The organism is Listeria monocytogenes (genome assembly GCF_013282665.1).
GTDB classification, from domain to species: domain Bacteria; phylum Bacillota; class Bacilli; order Lactobacillales; family Listeriaceae; genus Listeria; species Listeria monocytogenes_C.
On sequence record NZ_CP054041.1, the window covers coordinates 929,268 to 951,454 of the forward strand.

Annotated in this window: 38 protein-coding genes; 2 read left to right on the forward strand and 36 right to left on the reverse strand. The window is 39.7% G+C overall.

Features of this window, described 5'->3' with window-relative positions:
* Positions 1-240 precede the first annotated feature (240 nt).
* The 6 genes from rpsI to HRK21_RS04720 all read right to left on the reverse strand — a co-directional run bounded on the left by rpsI (position 241) and on the right by HRK21_RS04720 (position 4,520).
* Entirely contained in the window at positions 241-633 is a 393-nt protein-coding gene (gene rpsI / locus HRK21_RS04695; protein WP_003726075.1) for a 30S ribosomal protein S9, read from the reverse strand.
* Between the two features lie 21 nt (positions 634-654).
* Positions 655-1,092, reverse strand: coding sequence for a 50S ribosomal protein L13 (rplM, locus tag HRK21_RS04700; protein ID WP_003727703.1), 438 nt, complete (start codon positions 1,090-1,092; stop codon positions 655-657).
* Between the two features lie 194 nt (positions 1,093-1,286).
* Positions 1,287-2,033 carry a tRNA pseudouridine(38-40) synthase TruA gene (gene truA, locus HRK21_RS04705; protein ID WP_070006568.1) on the reverse strand — a complete coding sequence of 249 codons (747 nt, stop codon included), beginning with the start codon at positions 2,031-2,033 and terminating at the stop codon, positions 1,287-1,289.
* A 5-nt stretch (positions 2,034-2,038) separates the two neighbouring features.
* A complete protein-coding gene (locus HRK21_RS04710; RefSeq protein WP_003739840.1) occupies positions 2,039-2,836 on the reverse strand; it encodes an energy-coupling factor transporter transmembrane component T family protein in 798 nt (265 codons plus the stop codon).
* Positions 2,837-2,838: 2 nt separating this feature from the next.
* Positions 2,839-3,705 carry an energy-coupling factor ABC transporter ATP-binding protein gene (locus HRK21_RS04715; RefSeq protein ID WP_069887404.1) on the reverse strand — a complete coding sequence of 289 codons (867 nt, stop codon included), beginning with the start codon at positions 3,703-3,705 and terminating at the stop codon, positions 2,839-2,841.
* Complete coding sequence (locus HRK21_RS04720; RefSeq protein ID WP_031695321.1) at positions 3,681-4,520, reverse strand: energy-coupling factor ABC transporter ATP-binding protein; 840 nt, start codon at positions 4,518-4,520, stop codon at positions 3,681-3,683. The genes HRK21_RS04715 and HRK21_RS04720 overlap by 25 nt, the downstream gene beginning before the upstream one ends.
* Before the next feature lie 130 nt (positions 4,521-4,650).
* On the opposite strand from HRK21_RS04720, the gene HRK21_RS04725 reads away from it, so the two are divergent.
* Both HRK21_RS04725 and HRK21_RS04730 read left to right on the forward strand, forming a co-directional pair.
* Entirely contained in the window at positions 4,651-5,313 is a 663-nt protein-coding gene (locus tag HRK21_RS04725) for an MgtC/SapB family protein (RefSeq protein WP_003739843.1), read from the forward strand.
* Between the two features lie 118 nt (positions 5,314-5,431).
* A complete protein-coding gene (locus tag HRK21_RS04730; RefSeq protein WP_003739844.1) occupies positions 5,432-6,322 on the forward strand; it encodes an acetamidase/formamidase family protein in 891 nt (296 codons plus the stop codon).
* Positions 6,323-6,352: 30 nt separating this feature from the next.
* On the opposite strand, the gene HRK21_RS04735 is transcribed toward HRK21_RS04730, so the two are convergent.
* The 30 genes from HRK21_RS04735 to rpsJ all read right to left on the reverse strand — a co-directional run bounded on the left by HRK21_RS04735 (position 6,353) and on the right by rpsJ (position 22,041).
* Positions 6,353-7,447, reverse strand: a complete 1,095-nt coding sequence (locus HRK21_RS04735; RefSeq protein WP_070006569.1) for a winged helix DNA-binding domain-containing protein — start codon at positions 7,445-7,447, stop codon at positions 6,353-6,355.
* Positions 7,448-7,660: 213 nt separating this feature from the next.
* A complete protein-coding gene (rplQ, locus tag HRK21_RS04740) occupies positions 7,661-8,068 on the reverse strand; it encodes a 50S ribosomal protein L17 (protein WP_003723675.1) in 408 nt (135 codons plus the stop codon).
* A 16-nt stretch (positions 8,069-8,084) separates the two neighbouring features.
* Positions 8,085-9,029: a DNA-directed RNA polymerase subunit alpha gene (locus tag HRK21_RS04745; protein WP_003723676.1), complete on the reverse strand. Its 945-nt coding sequence runs from the start codon at positions 9,027-9,029 to the stop codon at positions 8,085-8,087.
* Positions 9,030-9,138: 109 nt separating this feature from the next.
* Positions 9,139-9,528, reverse strand: a complete 390-nt coding sequence (gene rpsK / locus HRK21_RS04750; protein WP_003720926.1) for a 30S ribosomal protein S11 — start codon at positions 9,526-9,528, stop codon at positions 9,139-9,141.
* A 22-nt stretch (positions 9,529-9,550) separates the two neighbouring features.
* Positions 9,551-9,916: a 30S ribosomal protein S13 gene (gene rpsM / locus HRK21_RS04755; RefSeq protein ID WP_003723677.1), complete on the reverse strand. Its 366-nt coding sequence runs from the start codon at positions 9,914-9,916 to the stop codon at positions 9,551-9,553.
* A gap of 18 nt (positions 9,917-9,934) precedes the next feature.
* A complete protein-coding gene (rpmJ, locus tag HRK21_RS04760) occupies positions 9,935-10,048 on the reverse strand; it encodes a 50S ribosomal protein L36 (protein WP_003720928.1) in 114 nt (37 codons plus the stop codon).
* 103 nt (positions 10,049-10,151) lie between these two features.
* Entirely contained in the window at positions 10,152-10,370 is a 219-nt protein-coding gene (infA, locus tag HRK21_RS04765) for a translation initiation factor IF-1 (RefSeq protein ID WP_003720929.1), read from the reverse strand.
* 386 nt (positions 10,371-10,756) lie between these two features.
* Entirely contained in the window at positions 10,757-11,404 is a 648-nt protein-coding gene (locus HRK21_RS04770; protein WP_003739846.1) for an adenylate kinase, read from the reverse strand.
* A gap of 59 nt (positions 11,405-11,463) precedes the next feature.
* A complete protein-coding gene (gene secY, locus HRK21_RS04775; protein WP_069008697.1) occupies positions 11,464-12,759 on the reverse strand; it encodes a preprotein translocase subunit SecY in 1,296 nt (431 codons plus the stop codon).
* On the reverse strand, positions 12,759-13,199 hold the full coding sequence (rplO, locus tag HRK21_RS04780; RefSeq protein WP_003723680.1) for a 50S ribosomal protein L15: 441 nt from the start codon (positions 13,197-13,199) through the stop codon (positions 12,759-12,761). The genes secY and rplO overlap by 1 nt, the downstream gene beginning before the upstream one ends.
* Positions 13,200-13,254: 55 nt before the next feature.
* Positions 13,255-13,434 (reverse strand): 50S ribosomal protein L30, encoded by a 180-nt coding sequence (rpmD, locus tag HRK21_RS04785; protein ID WP_003720933.1) that lies wholly within the window; start codon positions 13,432-13,434, stop codon positions 13,255-13,257.
* A gap of 16 nt (positions 13,435-13,450) precedes the next feature.
* The gene (gene rpsE, locus HRK21_RS04790; protein WP_003723681.1) at positions 13,451-13,954 is read right to left on the reverse strand and encodes a 30S ribosomal protein S5; all 504 of its coding nucleotides are present in this window, start codon (positions 13,952-13,954) and stop codon (positions 13,451-13,453) included.
* Between the two features lie 21 nt (positions 13,955-13,975).
* Positions 13,976-14,335 carry a 50S ribosomal protein L18 gene (rplR, locus tag HRK21_RS04795; protein ID WP_003739848.1) on the reverse strand — a complete coding sequence of 120 codons (360 nt, stop codon included), beginning with the start codon at positions 14,333-14,335 and terminating at the stop codon, positions 13,976-13,978.
* 39 nt (positions 14,336-14,374) lie between these two features.
* On the reverse strand, positions 14,375-14,911 hold the full coding sequence (gene rplF / locus HRK21_RS04800) for a 50S ribosomal protein L6 (RefSeq protein WP_003723683.1): 537 nt from the start codon (positions 14,909-14,911) through the stop codon (positions 14,375-14,377).
* A 30-nt stretch (positions 14,912-14,941) separates the two neighbouring features.
* On the reverse strand, positions 14,942-15,340 hold the full coding sequence (gene rpsH / locus HRK21_RS04805) for a 30S ribosomal protein S8 (protein WP_003720937.1): 399 nt from the start codon (positions 15,338-15,340) through the stop codon (positions 14,942-14,944).
* Positions 15,341-15,370: 30 nt separating this feature from the next.
* Positions 15,371-15,556, reverse strand: coding sequence for a type Z 30S ribosomal protein S14 (locus HRK21_RS04810; protein ID WP_003723684.1), 186 nt, complete (start codon positions 15,554-15,556; stop codon positions 15,371-15,373).
* 30 nt (positions 15,557-15,586) lie between these two features.
* Entirely contained in the window at positions 15,587-16,126 is a 540-nt protein-coding gene (gene rplE, locus HRK21_RS04815) for a 50S ribosomal protein L5 (RefSeq protein ID WP_003720938.1), read from the reverse strand.
* A gap of 26 nt (positions 16,127-16,152) precedes the next feature.
* Positions 16,153-16,464 carry a 50S ribosomal protein L24 gene (rplX, locus tag HRK21_RS04820; protein WP_003728539.1) on the reverse strand — a complete coding sequence of 104 codons (312 nt, stop codon included), beginning with the start codon at positions 16,462-16,464 and terminating at the stop codon, positions 16,153-16,155.
* A gap of 37 nt (positions 16,465-16,501) precedes the next feature.
* Positions 16,502-16,870 (reverse strand): 50S ribosomal protein L14, encoded by a 369-nt coding sequence (gene rplN, locus HRK21_RS04825; RefSeq protein ID WP_003723686.1) that lies wholly within the window; start codon positions 16,868-16,870, stop codon positions 16,502-16,504.
* A gap of 79 nt (positions 16,871-16,949) precedes the next feature.
* Positions 16,950-17,213 (reverse strand): 30S ribosomal protein S17, encoded by a 264-nt coding sequence (rpsQ, locus tag HRK21_RS04830; RefSeq protein WP_003720941.1) that lies wholly within the window; start codon positions 17,211-17,213, stop codon positions 16,950-16,952.
* Positions 17,214-17,240: 27 nt separating this feature from the next.
* On the reverse strand, positions 17,241-17,432 hold the full coding sequence (gene rpmC / locus HRK21_RS04835) for a 50S ribosomal protein L29 (RefSeq protein WP_003720942.1): 192 nt from the start codon (positions 17,430-17,432) through the stop codon (positions 17,241-17,243).
* Positions 17,422-17,856 carry a 50S ribosomal protein L16 gene (gene rplP / locus HRK21_RS04840; RefSeq protein ID WP_003720943.1) on the reverse strand — a complete coding sequence of 145 codons (435 nt, stop codon included), beginning with the start codon at positions 17,854-17,856 and terminating at the stop codon, positions 17,422-17,424. The genes rpmC and rplP overlap by 11 nt, the downstream gene beginning before the upstream one ends.
* A 2-nt stretch (positions 17,857-17,858) precedes the next feature.
* Positions 17,859-18,515: a 30S ribosomal protein S3 gene (gene rpsC, locus HRK21_RS04845; RefSeq protein ID WP_003720944.1), complete on the reverse strand. Its 657-nt coding sequence runs from the start codon at positions 18,513-18,515 to the stop codon at positions 17,859-17,861.
* A 3-nt stretch (positions 18,516-18,518) separates the two neighbouring features.
* Positions 18,519-18,875, reverse strand: coding sequence for a 50S ribosomal protein L22 (gene rplV, locus HRK21_RS04850; protein WP_003727697.1), 357 nt, complete (start codon positions 18,873-18,875; stop codon positions 18,519-18,521).
* A gap of 20 nt (positions 18,876-18,895) precedes the next feature.
* Positions 18,896-19,174: a 30S ribosomal protein S19 gene (gene rpsS / locus HRK21_RS04855; RefSeq protein ID WP_003720946.1), complete on the reverse strand. Its 279-nt coding sequence runs from the start codon at positions 19,172-19,174 to the stop codon at positions 18,896-18,898.
* Positions 19,175-19,261: 87 nt separating this feature from the next.
* Positions 19,262-20,095: a 50S ribosomal protein L2 gene (gene rplB / locus HRK21_RS04860; protein ID WP_003739849.1), complete on the reverse strand. Its 834-nt coding sequence runs from the start codon at positions 20,093-20,095 to the stop codon at positions 19,262-19,264.
* A gap of 40 nt (positions 20,096-20,135) precedes the next feature.
* Complete coding sequence (rplW, locus tag HRK21_RS04865; protein WP_003728540.1) at positions 20,136-20,420, reverse strand: 50S ribosomal protein L23; 285 nt, start codon at positions 20,418-20,420, stop codon at positions 20,136-20,138.
* Positions 20,420-21,043: a 50S ribosomal protein L4 gene (rplD, locus tag HRK21_RS04870; RefSeq protein WP_003727695.1), complete on the reverse strand. Its 624-nt coding sequence runs from the start codon at positions 21,041-21,043 to the stop codon at positions 20,420-20,422. Before rplD ends, rplW begins: the two co-directional genes overlap by 1 nt.
* Before the next feature lie 25 nt (positions 21,044-21,068).
* Positions 21,069-21,698, reverse strand: a complete 630-nt coding sequence (gene rplC / locus HRK21_RS04875) for a 50S ribosomal protein L3 (RefSeq protein WP_003726733.1) — start codon at positions 21,696-21,698, stop codon at positions 21,069-21,071.
* Positions 21,699-21,732: 34 nt separating this feature from the next.
* Positions 21,733-22,041, reverse strand: coding sequence for a 30S ribosomal protein S10 (gene rpsJ, locus HRK21_RS04880; RefSeq protein ID WP_003720954.1), 309 nt, complete (start codon positions 22,039-22,041; stop codon positions 21,733-21,735).
* Positions 22,042-22,187: the final 146 nt, after the last annotated feature.

A 22,187-nucleotide genomic window follows, 5' to 3' on the forward strand; every position in this document is an offset into this window, starting at 1 on the left:
TATATTAAGATATACTATTTATATTGATATACATTTCATCTCTTTATCTAATTATTACGAACCTTTAATTATTATAGCATATTTTGAGAATATTGTTATAAAAATCACAATTAAAATCTGTATTATTATTTAAATAATTTCGAAATCATGTTTACACATGTTTTTTTCTATTTTTGAGTATATTCGTATATTAATAAACAAAAAAAGCACCAGCAAAAGCTGGTGCTTTGAAACGACATATTAACGTTTTGAGAACTGAGGTGCACGACGCGCGCCTTTAAGTCCGTATTTTTTACGTTCTTTCATACGTGGGTCACGAGTAAGTAGGCCAGCAGATTTAAGTGCTGGGCGATACTCAGGAGCCACTTGTAATAGTGCACGAGCTACACCATGACGGATAGCACCGGCTTGACCAGTGTAACCACCACCGTGAACGTTTACTAGTACATCATAGTTACCTAAAGTTTCTGTAGCTACTAAAGGTTGTTTGATAACTTCACGAAGAGCTGCAAATGGGATATAATCTTCCCAGTCTCTATTGTTAATAACGATTTTGCCGTCGCCTGGTACTAAACGTACGCGAGCTACAGAGCTTTTACGACGACCAGTTCCGTAATATTGTACTTGAGCCACTTAGTATTCCTCCTTTATTAATTAACCGCGTAATTCGTATACTTCTGGTTGTTGAGCTGCATGTTCGTGCTCAGATCCACCATATACGTGTAATTTTTTGAATAATTGACGTCCAAGAGAATTTTTTGGAAGCATACCTTTGATAGATAGTTCTAATAATTTCTCAGGATTGTTTGTACGCATTTCGCCTGCAGTACGAGATTTCAAACCGCCTGGATATTGAGAGTGACGGTAGTAAATTTTGTCAGTAGCTTTTTTACCAGTAAGACCAATCTTACCAGCGTTGATGATGATTACAAAGTCTCCAGTGTCGATATGTGGAGTAAATTGTGGTTTGTTTTTTCCGCGAAGAATTGAAGCAACTTCACTGGATAAACGTCCTAAAGAAACACCAGTAGCGTCGATAACGTACCATTTACGTTCTACTTCGCCGGGTTTCGCCATATAAGTTGTACGCATGAATTACCCTCCTAAATAAATTGAAACAAATTAGCTCCCGAAAACTGTTCCTAATTCCCGAAATGCTATTCTATATTTTTATTGTTTAAACACAACAACCTTCCGGGGCTTATTGTGGGGCAAACAATACCATAGTCCATAATACAGTTTTTAGAGCAAAAAGTCAATGCGTTCTGTAAAAAAACATCCATTTTTTATTCGTAGTCCACTCGCCATAAATATAACCCTTGTGGCGGCACTGTTTTACTAATTAATTTTTGCCTATCACGTGCTAACAAAGCCTTCGAAATATCATCCGGAGAGATTCGACCTTGTCCTGCATCGAGCAGAGTTCCTGTCAAAATTCGCACCATATTATACAAAAATCCATTTCCTTGAAAAGCAATCACTAACGTCTCGTCGTCCTCTTCATAAAAATCAATACTATAAAGCGTCCGGACTTTAGAATCGCGCTCCGTTCTCGCCGAACAGAAACTTGTAAAATCATGCTCGCCAATCAGACGTTTACTCGCCAATTTCATTTTTGAAATATCCAGTTCATATGGATAATGTAGCGCAAAATTCCGACTAAAAGGATCAAAAATTTTCGTCCTTTTTACCACATAACGATATTCTTTTCCAACCGTGCCAAATCTAGCGTGGAAATCATTAGGTACTTCTTCCACTGTTAAAAAGCTAATATCAAACGGAGTCATGACTTGCAAAGCTTTTTGAAATTTTTCGGCAGTGATATCCAGTTCCGAATCGAAATGAATCACCTGACCTTTCGCATGAACACCAGTATCGGTTCTTCCTGATGCTGTAATCCGCACAGGCTTACCTTTATGCATTTTCGTCAATGCTTTTTCAATTTCCGCTTGAACCGTCCGTGTATTCGGCTGCACCTGATAGCCATAAAACCCGCTACCATCATAAGAAATTATTGCTTTATATCTTGTCATTCATTTCAACTCCGCAACCAAAATAATAATCCACTTAATACCGCTAAAGAAATTAACAAGAAAGTATCCGCCAATTGCCAGCGTAGTAAACGGAATCTCGTTCTCCCTTTACCACCACGATAACCGCGAGCTTCCATTGCAATTGCTAAGTCTTCTGCACGCTTAAACGCACTAATAAAAAGTGGCACGAGCAGCGGAATAATCGCTTTAATTCGGTCACTCCATTTCCCACTCGTAAATTCAACCCCACGAGCTTTTTGCGCTTTTAAAATTTTCTCCGTTTCATCCATCAATGTCGGAATAAATCGCAAAGAAATACTAAGCATTAAAGCAAGTTCATGTACTGGTAAATGTACTAAACGAAATGGCGCTAAAATTTTCTCCAGTCCGTCTGTTAGTTCAATCGGGCTTGTCGTTAATGTTAAAAGTGTCGTCATAAAAATAATGAGAACAAAGCGACAAAACATCATCGCTCCATTTGTCAGTCCAAGTGTTGTTATTTGTAAAAGTCCTAAATCGACTAAAACTGTCCCGCCTTTTGTAAAAAAGACTTGCAGTAATAGCGTGATTAAAATAAGCCAGAAAATCGGTTGTAACCCTTTAATAAAAAATAAAAATGGCACTTTCGAAGTGAGAACTAAATACAATACATACGCAAACATAAGCGCATAAGTCAGCCAATTGTTCGCTAAAAAGACAATCGCAATAAACGCCATAACTGCAGTGATTTTCGCACGTGGATCAATTCGATGTAACCAAGAATTTCCCGGAATGTAGCGTCCGAGAATCATTTTATCCATCATAATTATGCCCCGCCCTTCGCTAAATAAGGCGCCATTTCGGTTGTTAATTCATCAATAGTTAAACAAGTTTTTGTTAATTTTACATCAAATTTGCGCTCAAAAAGCCCTTGGAACCTCACCACATCTGGTACAGATAACCCAAGATCAACCAGTTCATCTGGCTTCGCGAAAATTTCACGTGGCGTGCCGATTTGTAAAACTGTCCCAGCTTTCATCAAGACAATTTTTTCCGCATAACGAGCAGCATCTTCCATGCTATGTGTTACAAGGACCGTTGTGAGTCCTTTTTCTTTATGAAGATTGTAGAACATTTCCATGATTTCTTCGCGGCCATGAGGGTCTAATCCCGCTGTTGGCTCATCCAGCACAAGCACTTCTGGCTCCATCGCTAAAACACCAGCAATCGCTACCCGACGCATTTGTCCACCAGAAAGTTCGAACGGTGAACGCGATAAAATTTCCTCGGTCAGTCCCACTTCATAAATTACTTTTTTAGCACGAAGTTTCGCATCTTCCTCAGAAACCCCAAAGTTCATCGGTCCAAAGCAAATATCCTTCTCGACCGTTTCTTCAAAAAGTTGTGCTTCTGGAAATTGGAACACAATCCCAACTTTTTTACGTAAATCACGTAGTTTCTTTTGCTTCACGCCTGCAATGATTTCTCGGTCACCAACCGTAATTTTACCTTCTGTCGGCATTAAAAGGGCATTCAAATGTTGTAACAAAGTTGATTTACCTGAGCCAGTATGACCAATAATTGCAGAATAGCTACCAGAATCAAAAGAAACATTCACATCAAGTAATGCTCGCTTTTCAAAAGGGCTATTTTTTTGATAACAATAACCTAGTTGTTCGAGTTTAATTTCCATAATTGATCTAGTAATGCTCCTTCCGATAGCACGGTGCTTCCAGTTTCGAAGCCGCCTGCAACTAATTTTTCTTGTAATTCAATAATAAATGGAACACCTAAGCCGATTTTCCGCATCGCATCTGCTTGCTGGAAAATTTCTTGCGGCGTGCCCTCACTGTGGACTTCTCCGTTATTCATGACAATTACTCGGTCTGCAAAAAGAACTTCATCTAAATCATGTGTAATAGAAATAACGGTAATGTCTTCTTGTTCACGCATAATCCGAATAGTTTCCATTACTTCGGCACGTCCCCTTGGATCAAGCATAGAAGTTGCTTCGTCCAAAATAATGACATCTGGTTGAAGTGCCAAAACCCCCGCAATCGCTACCCGTTGTTTTTGTCCGCCGGAAAGTCTAGCTGGTTCATGTAGCGCATAACTTTGCATACCAACCTCATTTAAAGCTGATTCCACGCGTTCCACCATTGTATCATGAGGAACCCCGTGATTCTCCAGTCCAAACGCAACATCATCTTGCACTGTAGCTCCGACAAATTGGTTATCTGGATTTTGAAAAACCATTCCTACTTGTCGTCTAATTTCCCATATATTTTTTTCAGACAAAACAAAGTGTCCGATTTTGATTAAACCATCTTCTGGAAAAAGCAATCCGTTGAGTAATTTCGCAATGGTAGATTTACCTGATCCATTATGACCAACAAGTGCAACCCATTCCCCTTTTTGAGCAGAAATAGATACATCTTTCACTGCATATTTTTCCGTATCCTCATATTTATAAAAAACGTGTTCTAATCTCACAAAACTTTCTGCCACGCTTAACACCTCACTTTTCGACCATTCACTGTTTATTATAGTATAAACATCCATCCGGCGCAAAATTTCCTTTTTGGTTGTTTTGGTTTAATGCTAAAGGGAATATATTAACGTTAAGGATGTGATAACTATGTTAGCAGATTTTATTTTACGACTTGTTGTTGCAGGTCTCCTTGGAGCAGTTATTGGACTGGACCGAGAAATCAGGGCAAAAGAAGCTGGATTCCGGACACATTTTCTTGTTTCTCTTGGTAGTGCGCTAATTATGATTGTTTCTCAGTATGGTTTTTCCGAAATTGCCACTATGCAAAATGTATCGTTTGATCCAAGTCGAGTCGCTGCCCAAGTGGTAAGCGGGATTGGCTTTATTGGTGCGGGGACAATTATTATTCAAAAGAAATTTGTTCGCGGTCTAACAACAGCTGCTGGACTTTGGGCCACAGCTGGCATTGGTCTTGCTATTGGCGCGGGGATGTACTGGGTTGGTATCGCCGCTACTTTACTTACATTAATCGGATTAGAATTCTTGAGTATCGTTTTCAAATCATTCGCTTTCCACACGACTGCAATTATCTATTCAACAGACAAGCAGGAAAACCTAGTAAAGGTTACAGATAAAATCCAACAAAACAAACAACAAATTGTTTCGTACTCAAGTGAAAAAGAACTCATCGGAGAAAGTCTTTTTATCCGCGTGAATATTGTTGTAAAAACAAAGAATAAGAATGAAGAATACGAACTATTTCACTTTATCCAAACACTTCCCAATGTAACCGTTGAAAAAATGGAATAAATAATGGATTTCTGCTATTTTTACCCCTATTTTGTTCACATAATATCCATTTACTTCCAGCTTCCCATTTTGCTATAATTCACCCGTCACCACAAATAGAATAGAGAGAAGGGATGAAATGAAAAACTTTGTAACCTCAGAACGCTCGATTTTTGAGATGGATAAATCGGCGGAACCTGCGATTACAGTGAAAGATGGCTCTGTAGTAAAAATAAAAACAAAAGACTACTTCAATGGCCAAATTAAGAAAGAACAGCTTCACTACGGGGAACTAGATTGGAAGCAATTTTCACCAACTACCGGGCCGATTTATATCGAAGAAGCCAAACCCGGCGACTTATTAGCAATAACCATTGAAAAAATCGAACTCCTAGGGACGGAGGTCTTTTTGTTAAATGGGCCAAATATTGGTATAACTGATGAACTACTGACAAGTAATGCTGCTCGTTGTTACAAAGTCAAAGATAACCAAATTATCTATTCAGATAACATTCATATTCCAATAACTAAAACCATCGGCTTGCTAAGAACAGAAGGCCTCTTTAGCTCTAAATCACCAACGAAAAACGGCGGTCTACTTGACGCTTCCGAAATCACTGACGGGGCAACTATTTTCTTACCTGTTGAAAAGTATGGTGCCTCACTTCATATCGGGAACGTACGAGCTACAGCAGGTTTTGGGCAAATTACTGCAACTAGTGCGGAGGCGCCAGCCGAAGTAACTGTACGGCTGCAACTTCTTAAAAATCGTAAAGCTCCAACGCCGACTATCATTCATAATCACCATTTAATTTGCTTGGCTTCGGATTTAACTATTGAAAAAGCAACAAAAAATACGATGAAAAATATGATTACTTTGCTCACTGAATCGGACAAAATGACTAATGAAGACGCGATGTTTTTAATTTCTCTGCAAGGCGAATTTCAAGTTTGTAAGCTCTGTAAACCTAATATTACTACAAGCATCAAATTGCCATTGGATTATTTTCCAGAAATGCCGTTTTTATAACAAAAGAACCTCCGCCAGAGCGGGGTTCTTTTATATTTGTTCCAAAATACAGCCTTGGTAATTTTTACGGAGAAATCCAGCTAATTTCATCGCTTCTACTTCTACTAATTTTTGACTTTTTTTAGTTAGTTTTTTACTGAGGTAGAAATGGAAGACTATTTTTTCACCCGAAATTTTGTATCTCCATGTTCCAAAAAACTGACCATTTATGATTAATACAGCTTCAATTTGCCCAGCGATGCGCCAAATGAGACTTGTTTCTTTTTCGCTCGCAAGCCAGTTCTTTTTCGCGTAACTGACGAAAAGCGGATCGAACTTCCCCAGGAGTAGCGGCGAATCCATTTCCACCTCTTCTTGAGTTGCTGTTTTACTATAATAGTTCCTGCCATCTTCACCGATATAGCAAATATAGTTTTTCAGTAACTTTTCTAAGGTTTCCTGATAGTCACTATTTCGCAAGCCACTCCAATGCTTGAAGTCTTGGATTGTAGCAGGCCCATATGCACTAAAATAACGATCAATCATTGTTTCTAATCCTGTTTGACTTCGCTTATTAGTTATCCACGCTTCTTCCGCCTCTGATTCAATTTGATTTCTATGACTATAGAATCTCGTCTTTGGGGTTTCTGGCACACAAAATAACTTGCCGTCGAGTGAGCCTTGAATGAAAACTCCACCCCAAGTCATCAGTTCTTTTGCTTCGTCTCCTAGTAGCGCCACAAAGGACTCTTTAGACACTTTCTCTTCACGTAGAAGCAATTCTTCCATTTGTACTAAAATCGCATCCAAATCGCGTCCTAGCGAGTCTGCGTGCTTTCTTAACCAATTGTTTTTATTCGCATAAACATCATGGACATAAAACCAGTCATCGGGTGTATACATATGGACCGTCATTCTTTGCCCCCAAATTTTGATTAACCCTTTGTCATCATATGTCGTTTGCAAGTTTTCTTTTGTTAAATTATTTACCCGATTAAATAAACTAACCTCTCCAAATTGCTGATATTGCGATTGGATGCCAAATAGCGCACGAGTTGCGTCCTCTGCGCTTGAAAACTTTGATTGTAGTAGTCCAGAATTAAATAATCTGTTTTGAGCTATTTGCGAGTTAGTTAAAGCACGCATTCTTCGTCCCTCCACTGGTTATCTTTGGGTTTCACTATAGAGGTTTTGCCGAATAAAGGCAAGAAAAAAAGACCTGCTATACGTAGATAACAGGTCAAACAAAAAAAGCCTGCCTCCTAGCCTACGATTAAGTAGACTAGGAAACACAGAGCTAGACAAGGAAACACGAAGTCCCCATATCATGACACTCCACTTGCTTTAAACGTTTTATTATTAAACTAATTCAATAATAACCATTGGTGCGCCGTCACCGCGACGTGGACCTTTTTTCAAGATACGAGTGTAACCACCTTGACGTTCCGCGTAACGTGGAGCAACATCATCAAATAGTTTTTGTAGAGCGTATACAGGACGGTTTTTCTTCACAGTAGAACCATCTTTACCTTTAGCATCTACTTGTACTACTTCTACAACTTCATGACGGATGAAAGCAGCTGCTTGACGACGAGCGTGCAAGTCTCCTTTTTTCCCAGAAGTGATTAGTTTTTCAACAACTTTACGAATCTCTTTAGCGCGAGCTTCTGTTGTTTCAATACGTTCAAATACGATTAAATCCGTTGCAAGATCACGTAGTAATGCTTTACGTTGTGAGCTTGTACGACCTAATTTTCTGTAACCCATGGAATTGCCTCCTTTATCAGTTTTCGTTTCTTAGAGATAAGCCAAGGTCAGCCAGTTTTACTTTAACTTCCTCAAGCGATTTACGGCCCAAGTTACGGACTTTCATCATATCGTCTTCGGATTTGTCAGCAAGTTCCTGTACTGTATTGATTCCAGCGCGTTTCAAACAATTATATGAACGAACAGACAAGTCTAATTCTTCAATAGTCATTTCAAGCACTTTCTCTTTATGGCTTTCTTCTTTTTCAATCATAATTTCAGCTTTTTGTGCTTCATCTGTTAAGTTAACGAAGATACTTAAATGCTCAGAAAGAATTTTAGCTCCAAGTGAAACTGCTTCTTCTGGGCTGATACTTCCGTCAGTTAACACATCAAACGTAAGCTTATCATAATTAGTTGATTGTCCAACACGTGTATTTTCCACTTGATAGTTCACACGGATAACCGGTGAAAAGATTGAATCGACTGGAAGTACACCGATTGGCATATTTTCGCGTTTATTTTGATCAGCAGGTGTGTAACCACGACCACGAGTCGCATTTAAACGCACATGAAATTTAGCATTATCACTTAATGTAGCAATGTGTAAGTCGGGATTTAAAATCTCAACGTCACTGTCATAATTAATGTCAGCTGCAGTTACTACACCTGGACCTTGCATATCGATTTCTAATGTTTTTTCTTCATCAGAATAGATTTTTAGCGCAAGTTTTTTGATATTTAAAATCATGGTTGTTACATCTTCTACTACACCTTCAATTACAGAAAACTCATGTAAAGCTCCATCAATTTGGATAGAGGTTACTGCTGCACCTGGAAGAGAAGATAATAGAATACGACGTAAGGAGTTACCCAAAGTTGTACCATATCCACGCTCAAGTGGCTCTACAACAAACTTTCCATACTTGGCATCATCGCTGATCTCAATCGTCTCGATTTTTGGCTTTTCAATTTCGATCATTCAAATTTACCCTCCTTCAAAACGTCTAGAATATCAGTCTTTATGTCAAACTCTCTGCCTTGATAGTTAAGACAGTAAAAATCTACTATTGGCAAAAGAAAACGACCACTTATACGCGACGACGTTTTGGAGGACGACATCCGTTATGTGGAACTGGAGTTACATCTTTAATAGCTGTTACTTCAAGACCAGCTGCTTGTAGTGCACGGATAGCCGCTTCACGACCTGAACCAGGACCTTTAACAGTTACTTCTAATGTTTTTAAACCATGTTCTTGTGCTGATTTTGCTGCACTTTCAGCTGCCATTTGCGCTGCGAAAGGAGTAGATTTACGAGAACCTTTAAATCCTAGGGAACCTGCACTTGACCAAGCTAAAGCATTACCATGTGTGTCAGTAATCATTACGATCGTATTATTAAATGTAGAACGAATGTGTGCAATACCTGATTCGATATTCTTTTTCACACGGCGTTTACGAGTATTTGTTTTACGAGCCATTCACTAACTACCTCCTTTACTATTATTTCTTTTTGCCTGCTACTGTTTTGGACGGGCCTTTACGAGTACGGGCATTATTTTTTGTATTTTGTCCGCGAACTGGAAGTCCACGACGGTGACGCATGCCACGGTAAGAACCGATTTCGATTAGACGTTTAATGTTTAAGTTTACTTCACGACGAAGGTCACCTTCAACTTTAATACGGTCTAAGATTTCACGGATTTTACCAAGCTCTTCTTCAGTTAAATCACGAGTACGAGTATCTTCAGAAACGCCAGCTTCAGCAAGAACTTCTTTAGCTGTTTGTTTACCGATACCATAAATGTAAGTCAGGGAAATAACAATACGTTTTTCACGTGGAACGTCCACACCTGCAATACGTGCCATTTACTTAAGCACCTCCTCTTATCCTTGTTTTTGTTTATGTTTTGGATTTTCACAAATTACCATTACTTTACCTTTACGACGAATAACTTTACATTTTTCGCACATAGGTTTCACTGATGGTCTTACTTTCATATAGATATACCTCCTTGTTTATTAGAGAAAATGTCTCTATAAACCGATAATTTCTAAGCTGGTTAAACCAGACCGGTATATAAATTCAATTTCGGAGTGCAAATTATTTAAAACGATAAGTAATTCTTCCGCGTGTCAGGTCGTATGGAGAAAGCTCTACTGTCACTTTATCTCCAGGTAAAATACGAATGTAGTGCATGCGGATTTTACCAGAAACAGTTGCCAGTACTTTATGACCATTTTCGAGTTCAACATTGAACATCGCGTTTGGTAGAGTTTCTTGTACTACGCCTTCTACTTCAATAACATCTTCCTTTGCCATATGTTTGCTACCTCCTTCTTGTATTCTTGGATTTGTTCCTGATGCAGGCCTAATCCTTTCAGTGTAACTATTTCTCTTACATGAAAAAAACGTAAAACATGCAAAAATGGATGCACTTCATTAAAAGGCAACACATTTCGCCAGCTTTTCAGACAACCTGTAAAAGTGAAATCCGTAAAAACCAGAAGAACTGTCACTCGCAAAAGCATTGCGGCTGAACAGATCAAGGTAGAACATATACGTCATTCGGATGATCTTCAAACGGTTCTCTCGTTCATCATGATTTGCTTAGATGCCTTTAATTCCACTGCCAATTATCCATTATACTACAAACTAATCTAATTTGCACGTATTGATTTTGGCAGTGATTCAGCACAGCTTACTCCTCAAAAAGAAGTAAGAATTTTTTCCACATCTACAAAAACGTCTTTAATGTCTTGCTCGCCGTTTATGTTATGAAGTTTACCCTTTTCAGAGTAAAAATCTAGAAGCGGCTTGGTCTGTTTCATATTTACATTTAGTCGTTTTTCAACGGTTTCTTTCTTGTCGTCATCGCGTTGGTAAAGTTCTCCACCATCTAAATCACATTTCCCAGCTACTTTCGGTGGGTTGTAAATTTCATGGTAAGTTTTACCGCAAGTCCGGCAAATCCAGCGACCGGTAAGACGTTTCATTAAAACATCTTTTTCGACATCAATGTTAATGACAGCATCAAGTTCTGTCCCTAAATCACTTAGAATGTTTTCTAATTCTTGTGCTTGTTCCACAGTACGCGGAAAACCATCAAGCAAGAAACCATCCTTCGCATCATCTTCGCTTAAACGTTCACGAACGATACCATTTGTTACTTCGTCAGGAACAAGATCGCCGTTATCCATAAAGGATTTAGCCTTGCGTCCTAATTCTGTATTATTTTTCATAGCTGCTCGGAACATATCTCCAGTGGAAATATGAGGAATGTTGTATTTCTCAACAATCTGTTCCGCTTGTGTGCCTTTTCCGGCGCCGGGCAGTCCCATTAATACTAATTTCAACTGTTTCGCCCCTTATTACGCGCTAGCTCCTGCTAGGAATTCCTAACAAGAACTGCGTGTTATTTGATAAATCCCCGATAGTTCCTTTTTACAAGTTGTCCTTCGAGTTGTTTCGTAGTATCTAATGCTACCCCGATAACAATTAGTAGGCTTGTACCACCAACGGCAAGTGACTGCGGTAAACTAAACACAGTAGTACCGATAGTTGGAAGTATAGCAACCGCTGAAAGGAAAATTGCACCAACAAATGTTAGACGGTAAAGTACCGATGTAAGATAAGCTTGTGTTTCCCGACCAGGACGTTTACTAGGAATATACCCACCTTGCTTTTTCAAGTTGTCTGCAACTTTCTCAGGGTTCACTTGAATGAAAGCATAGAAATAAGTGAAAGCAACAATTAGTGCAACATATAAAATCATACCAATTGGTTTTGTGTAATCAAACACGTCTTTCAATACTTTTACAACATCGTTACTTTGATCAAAGAAAGTAAGGATAGTTTGTGGTGTAATAATAAATGCACTTGCAAAGATAACTGGGATAACTCCGGCAGAGTTAAGTTTTAACGGCAAGTGCGTTGCTTGCGCGCCCGATTGTTTTGCTCCTGCTACACGTTTAGAGTATTGAATTGGAATTTTACGTAGTGCTTGTTGGAAGAAGATTACAGCTACAACAATAGCTAAAATCGCAACCCCTACACCAACTAATGTCAGAACGTGTAGGAAAAGTTGATCACCAGCGTTTTCAATTTGCGATACATATAATTGACGTACTCCATCAGGAATACGAGCAACGATACCTGCAAAGATAATGATGGAAACACCATTACCAACACCTTTAACAGTGATCTGCTCACCTAGCCACATTAAGAACATTGTACCGGTAGTCAATACAATAGCGATAATTGCATATCTACCAATGGAAGGTTCAATTACTAGACCAGCTGCAGACATGCGGTTAAATCCGTATGCCATACCGAAAGCTTCAATCAAACCAAGTCCGATTGTCATGTATCTAGTAAGTTGATTGAGTTTTTTACGACCCATTTCCCCTTGCTTAGACCACTCAGTCAATTTAGGAACAACGTCCATTTGAAGTAACTGAACAATAATGGAAGATGTAATGTAAGGCATTACACCCATGGCAAAAATTGAGAAGTTTTTTAAAGCCCCACCATTAAATGTATTTAAGAACCCCAAAATACCGCCATCCATACTAGATTGTAAAGCTGCTGCGTTAACTCCCGGTACTGGCACGAATGTACCAATACGGAAAATAACTAGCATTGCTAATGTGAATAGTATTTTTTTACGGATGTCTGCTACTTTGAAGAAGTTAACTAACGTTTGAAACATTAGATCACCTCAGTTTTTCCGCCAGCTGCTTCAATTGCTTCTTTGGCAGCTGCAGAGAATTTGTTCGCTTTCACAGTAAGTTTTTTCTCGATATTTCCATTAGATAAAATCTTGATTCCGGATTTTTCGTTACGAATAATTCCAGTTTCAACTAAAAGTTCTGGCGTTACTTCTGTACCATCTTCAAAGCGGTTTAAAACATCTAAGTTCACGATAGCAAATTCTTTACGGTTGATATTTGTGAATCCACGTTTTGGAATACGACGGAAAAGTGGAAGTTGTCCACCTTCAAAACCTAAACGTACGCCACCACCAGAACGAGCTTTTTGTCCTTTATGACCGCGTCCTGAAGTTTTGCCGTTACCAGAGCCTGTTCCACGACCAACACGATTACGTTCTTTACGAGAACCTTCTGAAGGCTTAAGTTCATGTAGTTTCATGTCAAGCACCTCCTCCTATTTAACAAATTCTATCAATTGCATAATAATTTTAAGCTTAAACTTCTTTGACGTCCACTAAATGACTTACTTTAGTGATCATCCCACGAATTGCAGGATTATCTTCTTTAACCACTACAGAATTTGTTTTACCAAGACCTAATGCTTGAACAGTTTTGCGTTGTGGTTGAGGGCGTCCGATTAAGCTACGTTTTAGAGTAATTTCTAACTTCGCCATAATGATAATTCCCTCCTTATCCTAACAATTCTTCTACTGTTTTGCCACGAAGTTTCGCAACATCTTCAGCGTTTTTCAGTTGTTTAATTCCGTCGATTGTAGCACGTACCATGTTAATTGGTGTATTAGATCCAAGCGATTTGGAAGATACATCAGCAACACCGGCAAGTTCTAGGACCGCACGAACGGGACCACCAGCAGTTACACCAGAACCGGCACTAGCTGGTTTAAGAAGAATTTCTCCGCCACCAAAATGTCCGACTACAGTGTGTGGAATAGTTGTGTCTACAGTTGGTACAAGCACCATGTTCTTTTTAGCATCCTCAACAGCTTTACGGATAGCATCTGGAACTTCTTGTGCTTTACCAGTACCGAAACCAACATGACCATTTTTGTCTCCAACAACAACAAGTGCTGTGAAACGGAAACGACGTCCACCTTTAACTACTTTAGCAACACGGTTGATTGTAACAACGCGTTCTTCTAAATCTAATTTGTTTCCATCAATTTGCTCAGGCATGTAATATGTCCCTCCTTCTTATTAAAATTCTAGTCCATTTTCGCGAGCTGCTTCAGCAAGAGCTTTCACGCGGCCATGATATAAGTATCCTCCACGGTCAAAAGTGACAGAAGTAATACCTTTTTCGGAAGCACGTTTAGCAACTAGTTCGCCAACTTTGCTTGCTGCATCAACTTTGGATTCAGCAGAACCGAAATCTTTATCTAAATTAGACGCACTTGCAAGTGTCACACCATTTACATCATCAATAATTTGAGCATAAATGTTTTTGTTTGAACGGAATACGTTTAAACGTGGACGACTTTCAGTTCCAGAAATCTTAGAACGAACACGAGCATGTCTTTTTTTACGTACTTTATTTTTGTCGATTTTGGTAATCACACGACTCACCTCTTCTCTCATTTGCCTAATTAAGCGGCATTATTTACCAGTTTTACCTTCTTTACGGCGTACATGTTCGCCTTCGTAACGAATACCTTTACCTTTATATGGCTCTGGTGGACGTACGGCACGAATGTTTGCAGCTAACTCGCCAACGTGTTCTTTGTTGTATCCTTTAACAATCACTTGTGTGTTTGCAGGAACTTCAATATCTACGCCTTTAGGAGCAACAAACTCTACTGGATGAGAGTACCCTACGTTAAGAACAAGCTTGTCGCCTTGTTTTTGCGCACGGTAACCAACACCGATAAGTTCTAATTTCTTTTCATAACCCTCGGAAACTCCGACAACCATGTTATTAAGAATAGCACGAGTTGTACCATGAAGTGCACGGTGGTTTTTATTATCAGTCGGGCGAGAAACGTTAATTTCATTGCCTTCGATTTTAATAGTAATTTCTGGGTTGAACTCTTTTACAAGTTCACCTTTAGGACCTTTAACTGTTGCTGTTGATCCATTAAGTGTAACTGTTACACCTGCAGGAATCACAATAGTTTTTTTACCTATACGGGACATTTATTGCACCTCCTTATGGTTTACTTTTTCTTACCAAACGTATGCTAGTACTTCTCCGCCGACTTGTTTAGCACGGGCTTCTTTGTCGGTTAAAACGCCTTGGGAAGTAGACACGATTGCGATACCTAGACCGTTAAGTACTTTAGGCACCTCAGTTGATTTTGCATATACACGTAAACCTGGCTTACTGATACGTTTCAAACCAGTGATTACACGTTCGCCAGTCGCTCCATATTTTAAGAAAACACGGATTGTTCCAGCATTGTCATCTTCAATATATTCAACGTCACGGATAAAACCTTCACGCTTCAATATTTCAGCAATTTCTTTTTTGATTTTGGATGCAGGCAGTTCTAATTTATCATGTTTAACCATGTTTGCATTACGAATGCGAGTTAGAAAATCTGCAATTGGATCTGTCATCACCATGTATAATACCCTCCTTCCTTAAACTCTTTCTTACCAGCTTGCTTTTTTCACGCCGGGAATTTGACCTTTATAGGCAAGTTCACGGAAACAAATACGGCATAATTTAAATTTGCGAATAACGGAATGTGGACGACCACAACGTTCACAACGAGTATATGCTTGAACAGCGTATTTAGGTGTACGTTTTTGCTTCGCGATCATGGATTTCTTAGCCACGTTTTCGCCTCCCTACTAAATTAGTTTTGATTACTTTTGAAATGGCATCCCTAGTTGAGTTAGTAACTCATGAGATTCTTCATCACTTTTGGCAGTTGTAACAATTACTACGTCCATACCGCGTACTTTTGATACTTGATCGTAATCAATTTCAGGGAAAATAAGTTGCTCTCTAACACCCAACGTATAGTTACCACGACCATCGAAAGCTTTTTTCGATACGCCACGGAAATCACGAACACGTGGAAGTGAAACAGTAACTAATTTATCTAAGAAATCATACATGCGTTCACCACGCAATGTTACTTTAGCACCGATTGGCATTCCTTCACGAAGACGGAAACCAGCGATAGAATTTTTTGCTTTTGTGATAACAGGTTTTTGACCAGTGATAAGAGCTAACTCCTCCACTGCACTGTCTAACACTTTCGCATTTGCTGTAGCGTCACCAACACCAGTGTTGATTACGATTTTATCTATTTTTGGAACCTCCATTACGGAGTCATAATTGAATTTGCTCATTAAAGCAGGAACAATTTCCTTAAGATATTGATCTTTAAGGCGATTCATGTAATATTCCCTCCTTCCTACGACTATTATTTATCTATTACTTCACCGGATTTTTTTGCTACGCGTACTTTTTTGTCGCCTTTAACTTCGTATCCTACACGGGTAGGTTCGCCTGTTTTAGGGTCAATTAGCATTACGTTTGAAACGTGAATTGGTGCTTCAACATTCAAGATTCCGCCTTGCGGGTTGACGTTGGAAGGTTTTGTATGTTTTTTAACCATATTGATTCCTTCGATAAGTACGCGATCCTTTTTCGGAAATGCTGCGAGCACTTTGCCGGATTTGCCTTTATCTTTACCAGTAATAACTTTTACTTTATCACCTTTTTTGACATGCATTGGTATAGCACCTCCTTGATTTCTTGGAACTTATTTTTTAAAGAACTTCTGGAGCTAAAGAAACGATCTTCATAAAGTTGTTTTCACGAAGTTCGCGAGCAACAGGTCCAAAAATACGTGTTCCACGAGGACTTTTATCGTCACGGATAATGACACATGCATTTTCATCAAACTTGATGTAAGAACCGTCTTGACGACGTGCTCCACTCTTAGTACGAACGATTACTGCTTTAACAACTTCACCTTTTTTGACAACGCCGCCTGGTGTTGCTTGTTTAACGGTACACACGACAACATCGCCAATGTTAGCAGTTTTGCGTCCTGATCCACCTAGTACTTTAATAGTTAATACTTCACGAGCACCAGAGTTATCAGCCACTTTCATACGACTTTCTTGTTGAATCATTAGGACACCCTCCTTCCAGAATAACGGGTCGGAAAAATTACACTCGGCAACTTTTCACAATCTATTTTTAACTTTTGATTTAGATAATTACTGCTTCTTCTACAACTTCTAGTAAACGGAAATGTTTAGTTGCAGACAATGGACGAGTTTCGGAAATACGAACTACATCGCCAGTTTTTGCAATGTTATTTTCATCATGCGCTTTGAATTTTTTAGAATACTTCACGCGTTTACCGTACAAACCATGTTTCTTGTACGTTTCAACAACCACGGTAATTGTTTTATCCATTTTATCGGATACAACACGACCAGTATAAACTTTACGTTGGTTACGGTCAGCCATGTATTAAAACCTCCTTACGATTCTTTTTTAAGCAAGTTCTCTTTCTCGAACGATTGTTTTCATACGGGCAATTGCTTTACGAACCTCACGAATACGTGCGGTGTTTTCTAATTGACCAGTAGCTAATTGAAAGCGCAGGTTGAAGAGCTCTTCTTTCAAAGCTTTTTCTTGATCTTGGATTTCGGTAGTGGATAAATCACGGATATCATTAGCTTTCATTTGCTTCACCACCAATTTCTTCACGTTTAACGATCTTAGTTTTGACCGGCAGTTTGTGTGCTGCTAGACGTAATGCTTCACGCGCTACATCTTCAGGAACACCTGCGATTTCAAACATAATTTTGCCACGTTTGACTGGGCTTACCCAACCTTCCGGAGCACCTTTACCTTTACCCATCCGAACCCCGATTGGTTTAGAAGTGTAAGATTTATGAGGGAAAATTTTAATCCAAACTTTACCGCCACGTTTCATGTAACGAGTCATTGCGATACGAGCTGCTTCGATTTGACGGTTTGTAATCCAAGAAGCTTCAACTGCTTGAAGACCGTATTCACCAAATGCAACTTCAGTTCCGCCTTTCGCGCGTCCACGCATGTTTCCGCGGAATTCACGACGGTATTTTACACGTTTAGGAACTAACATTATTATTTTCCTCCTTCCACATTGTTTTTCTTCGTAGGAAGGACTTCACCGCGGTAGATCCAGACTTTAACGCCTAGTTTACCATAAGTTGTGTCAGCTTCTTCCCATGCGTAGTCGATGTCGGCACGCAATGTATGAAGAGGTACTGTTCCTTCGCTATAGTGTTCAGCACGAGCGATATCCGCTCCGCCAAGACGACCAGATACTTGAGTTTTGATACCTTTTGCTCCAGCACGCATAGTACGTTGGATAGCTTGTTTTTGCGCACGACGGAAAGATACACGACCTTCCAATTGACGAGCGATATTTTCAGCAACCAATTTTGCGTCTAGGTCAGCACGTTTGATTTCTACGATGTTGATATGAACACGTTTTTGAGTAAGTTCGTTTAAGTTTTTGCGTAATGCTTCAACTTCAGAACCACCTTTACCGATAACCATACCAGGTTTTGCAGTATGAATAGTGATATTCACACGGTTAGCTGCACGTTCGATTTCTACACGAGAAACAGAAGCGTCAGATAGACGTTTTGCAACGTAATCACGGATGCGTAAATCTTCATGTAAGAAGTCCGCATAATCTTTTTCCGCGTACCATTTGGAGTCCCAATCACGGATGACACCGATACGCATACCTATTGGATGTACTTTTTGACCCACGAATTATCCCTCCTTCACTTCAGATACCACAACTGTAATGTGGCTAGTACGTTTGTTGATTGCACTTGCACGACCTTGTGCACGTGGACGGAAACGTTTAAGTGTTGGACCTTCGTCAACAAATGCTTCCTCTACTACAAGGTTGTTAATGTCTAAATCATAGTTATGCTCTGCGTTAGCAATAGCAGATTTTAATACTTTTTCAATAATTGGGGAAGCTGATCTTGGAGTATACTTCAAGATTGCAATTGCTTCGCCAACTTGCTTGCCTCGAATTAAATCAATGACGATTCTAGCTTTGCGAGGAGCAATACGAACCGTTTTGGCAACGGCTTTTGCGCTTGTAACTTCACTTGCCATTAGGATATCCTCCTCTCAAATTAGCGTTTAGTTTTTTTATCGTCGCCCGCATGACCGCGGTACGTACGAGTTGGTGCGAATTCGCCCAGTTTGTGTCCTACCATATCTTCTTGAACATAAACAGGAACGTGTTTACGTCCATCATATACTGCGATTGTTTGTCCAACAAAAGTTGGGAAAATCGTGGAGCGACGAGACCAAGTTTTAATTACTTGTTTCTTTTCGCTTTCTGCTGCTGCTTCCACTTTCTTCATCAAGTGGTCATCAACAAAAGGTCCTTTTTTCAAACTACGACCCATGACGGAACCTCCCTTCGCATAGTCAGGAAGCTGAGAACGCATGTCCCCGCTATCCTGCTACCAATTTTATTCAATCTATTGATCCGATTATTTTTTCTTACGACGACGTACGATAAATTTATCGGAGTTGTTGTTTTTCTTACGTGTTTTGTATCCAAGAGTTGGTTTACCCCATGGAGACATTGGCGATTTACGGCCGATTGGAGCTTTACCTTCACCACCACCGTGTGGGTGATCGTTCGGGTTCATTACAGATCCACGAACAGTTGGGCGTTTACCCATCCAACGTGAACGACCTGCTTTACCAATGTTGATGAGTTCGTGTTGTTCGTTACCAACTTGACCGATTGTAGCACGACAAGTAGCAAGAATCATGCGAACTTCACCGGAGTTTAAGCGGATTAATACGTATTTACCTTCTTTACCAAGTACTTGAGCACTTGTTCCAGCAGAACGTACTAATTGTCCACCTTTACCAGGTTTCATTTCGATATTGTGGATAACAGTACCCACTGGAATATCTTTTAATTCTAGTGCATTACCGATTTTGATATCAGCTTCTGCTCCTGAATAAATTGTTTGACCTACTTCAAGGCCTTTTGCTGCGATGATGTAGCGTTTTTCTCCATCAGCATAGTTGATTAGAGCAATATTAGCAGAACGGTTTGGATCGTACTCGATCGTTGCAACGCGTCCAGGAATACCATCTTTGTTACGTTTGAAATCAATCACGCGGTATTGGCGTTTATGGCCACCGCCGTGATGACGAACAGTTAACTTACCTTGGTTATTGCGTCCGGCTTTCTTTTTAAGAGGACGTAGTAAAGATTTTTCTGGAGTACTTGTAGTAATCTCAGCGAAATCAGAACTAGTCATGTGCCGGCGCCCGTTAGTGGTAGGTTTATACTTTTTGATCGCCATTGTTTCCCCTCCTCGTTAGATTTATTTAAAGTTAGTCGAATTATACTTCAAAGAATTGAATTTCTTTGCTGTCAGCTGTAACAGTAACAATCGCTTTACGGCGTTTGTTAGTGTAACCTGCATAACGGCCCATACGTTTAAGTTTGCCTTTGTAATTCATTACGTTTACTTTAGCAACTTTTACGTCGAAAATTTCTTCAATTGCGTATTTTACTTGCGTTTTAGTTGCGCGAGTATCTACTTCAAATGTATATTTCTTATCGTCGAGAATGCTTGTAGATTCTTCAGTTACAACTGGGCGCTTAATGATGTCGCGTGCATCCATTATGCGAGCACCTCCTCTACTTTTTCGACAGCTGCTTTAGTGATAATTAATTTATCATGTTTAGCAACTTCTAGTACTGAGATACTTTCAGCTGGAATAACTGTAATGCCTTGTAAGTTGCGTGCAGATAATTCTACATTTTCACTTTCACCAGCAACTACGATTAGTGCCTTAGTATCTACAGAGATATTTTTAAGAAAAGCCGCAAATTCTTTTGTTTTAGGTGCATCGAAAGTCAAACCTTCAAGTACAACTAATTTTTCTTCATTTACTTTAGAAGAAAGAATTGATTTAATCGCTAAACGACGAACTTTCTTAGGTAATTTGTAAGCATATGAACGAGGTGTTGGGCCGAATACGACACCACCGCCGCGCCATTGTGGGGAACGGATTGAACCTTGACGGGCACGACCTGTACCTTTTTGACGCCATGGTTTACGTCCGCCACCACGTACTTCTGAACGATTTTTTACTTTGTGAGTCCCTTGACGTAGGGATGCACGTTGGCTCAAAATCACATCAACAACAACTTTTTCATTTGGTTCAATACCGAAAACAGTGTCGTTTAAAGTAATTTCGCCAGCGTTTGTTCCATCTTGTTTAAGTAAGCTTAATTTTGGCATTCGTTAGTCCTCCTTTCCAAATGAATTATTTTGCTTTAGTAGCAGTTTTAATTTGAACTAATGCTTTTTTAGCGCCTGGAACGTTACCTTTTACTAAAAGAACGTTCTTTTCAACGTCTACTTTAACGATTTCTAGGTTTTGGATAGTGATTTGTTCTCCACCCATACGACCTGGAAGTAGTTTATTTTTGAAAACACGGTTAGGTGCTACTGGACCCATTGAACCTGGGCGACGATGGTAACGGGAACCGTGGGCCATAGGGCCGCGTGATTGTCCGTGGCGTTTAATAACACCTTGGAATCCTTTACCTTTCGATACGCCTGTCGCGTCGATGATGTCACCTTCTGCGAATACGTCTACTTTTACTTCTGCACCAATCTCATACTCGTCTAAGTTTACATCGCGGAATTCGCGAATGAAGCGCTTAGGAGTAGTATTGGCTTTTGCTACATGACCTTGTTCGGGTTTGTTTGACAAAATTGCTCTCTTATCTTCGAAACCGATTTGTACAGCTTCATAGCCGTCAGTTTCAACAGTTTTCTTTTGAAGTACCACGTTTTGTGCTGCTTCGATTACTGTCACTGGAATAAGTTCGCCGTTTTCAGTGAAAACTTGTGTCATCCCTACTTTTCTACCTAAGATTCCTTTGGTCATGAGTCACACCTCCTGTTAATTTAATATATTCTTATTATAGTTTGATTTCGATGTCCACACCGCTTGGCAAGTCTAAACGCATCAAGCTATCAACTGTTTGTGGTGTTGGATTAACGATGTCGATTAAACGTTTGTGTGTACGCATTTCGAATTGCTCACGAGAGTCTTTATATTTGTGGACCGCACGCAAGACTGTGTAGATTGACTTCTCTGTTGGAAGTGGAATCGGACCAGATACAGAAGCACCTGAGCGTTTCGCTGTTTCTACAATCTTTTCTGCTGATTGATCCAAAATACGGTGATCATAAGCTTTTAAACGAATACGAATTTTTTGTTTTGCCATTACTTTCCCTCCTTTTCGCCTACTTTTAAAATAGACATTCTCCGTGAAAATTACCTGAACATCCGCCATGGCAAAGCGGCCGGGTGTGTCAGCAACCTTTCACTTCATCACATGGGCATTCCCGGCAATACCGGGGTGCTCGTTGT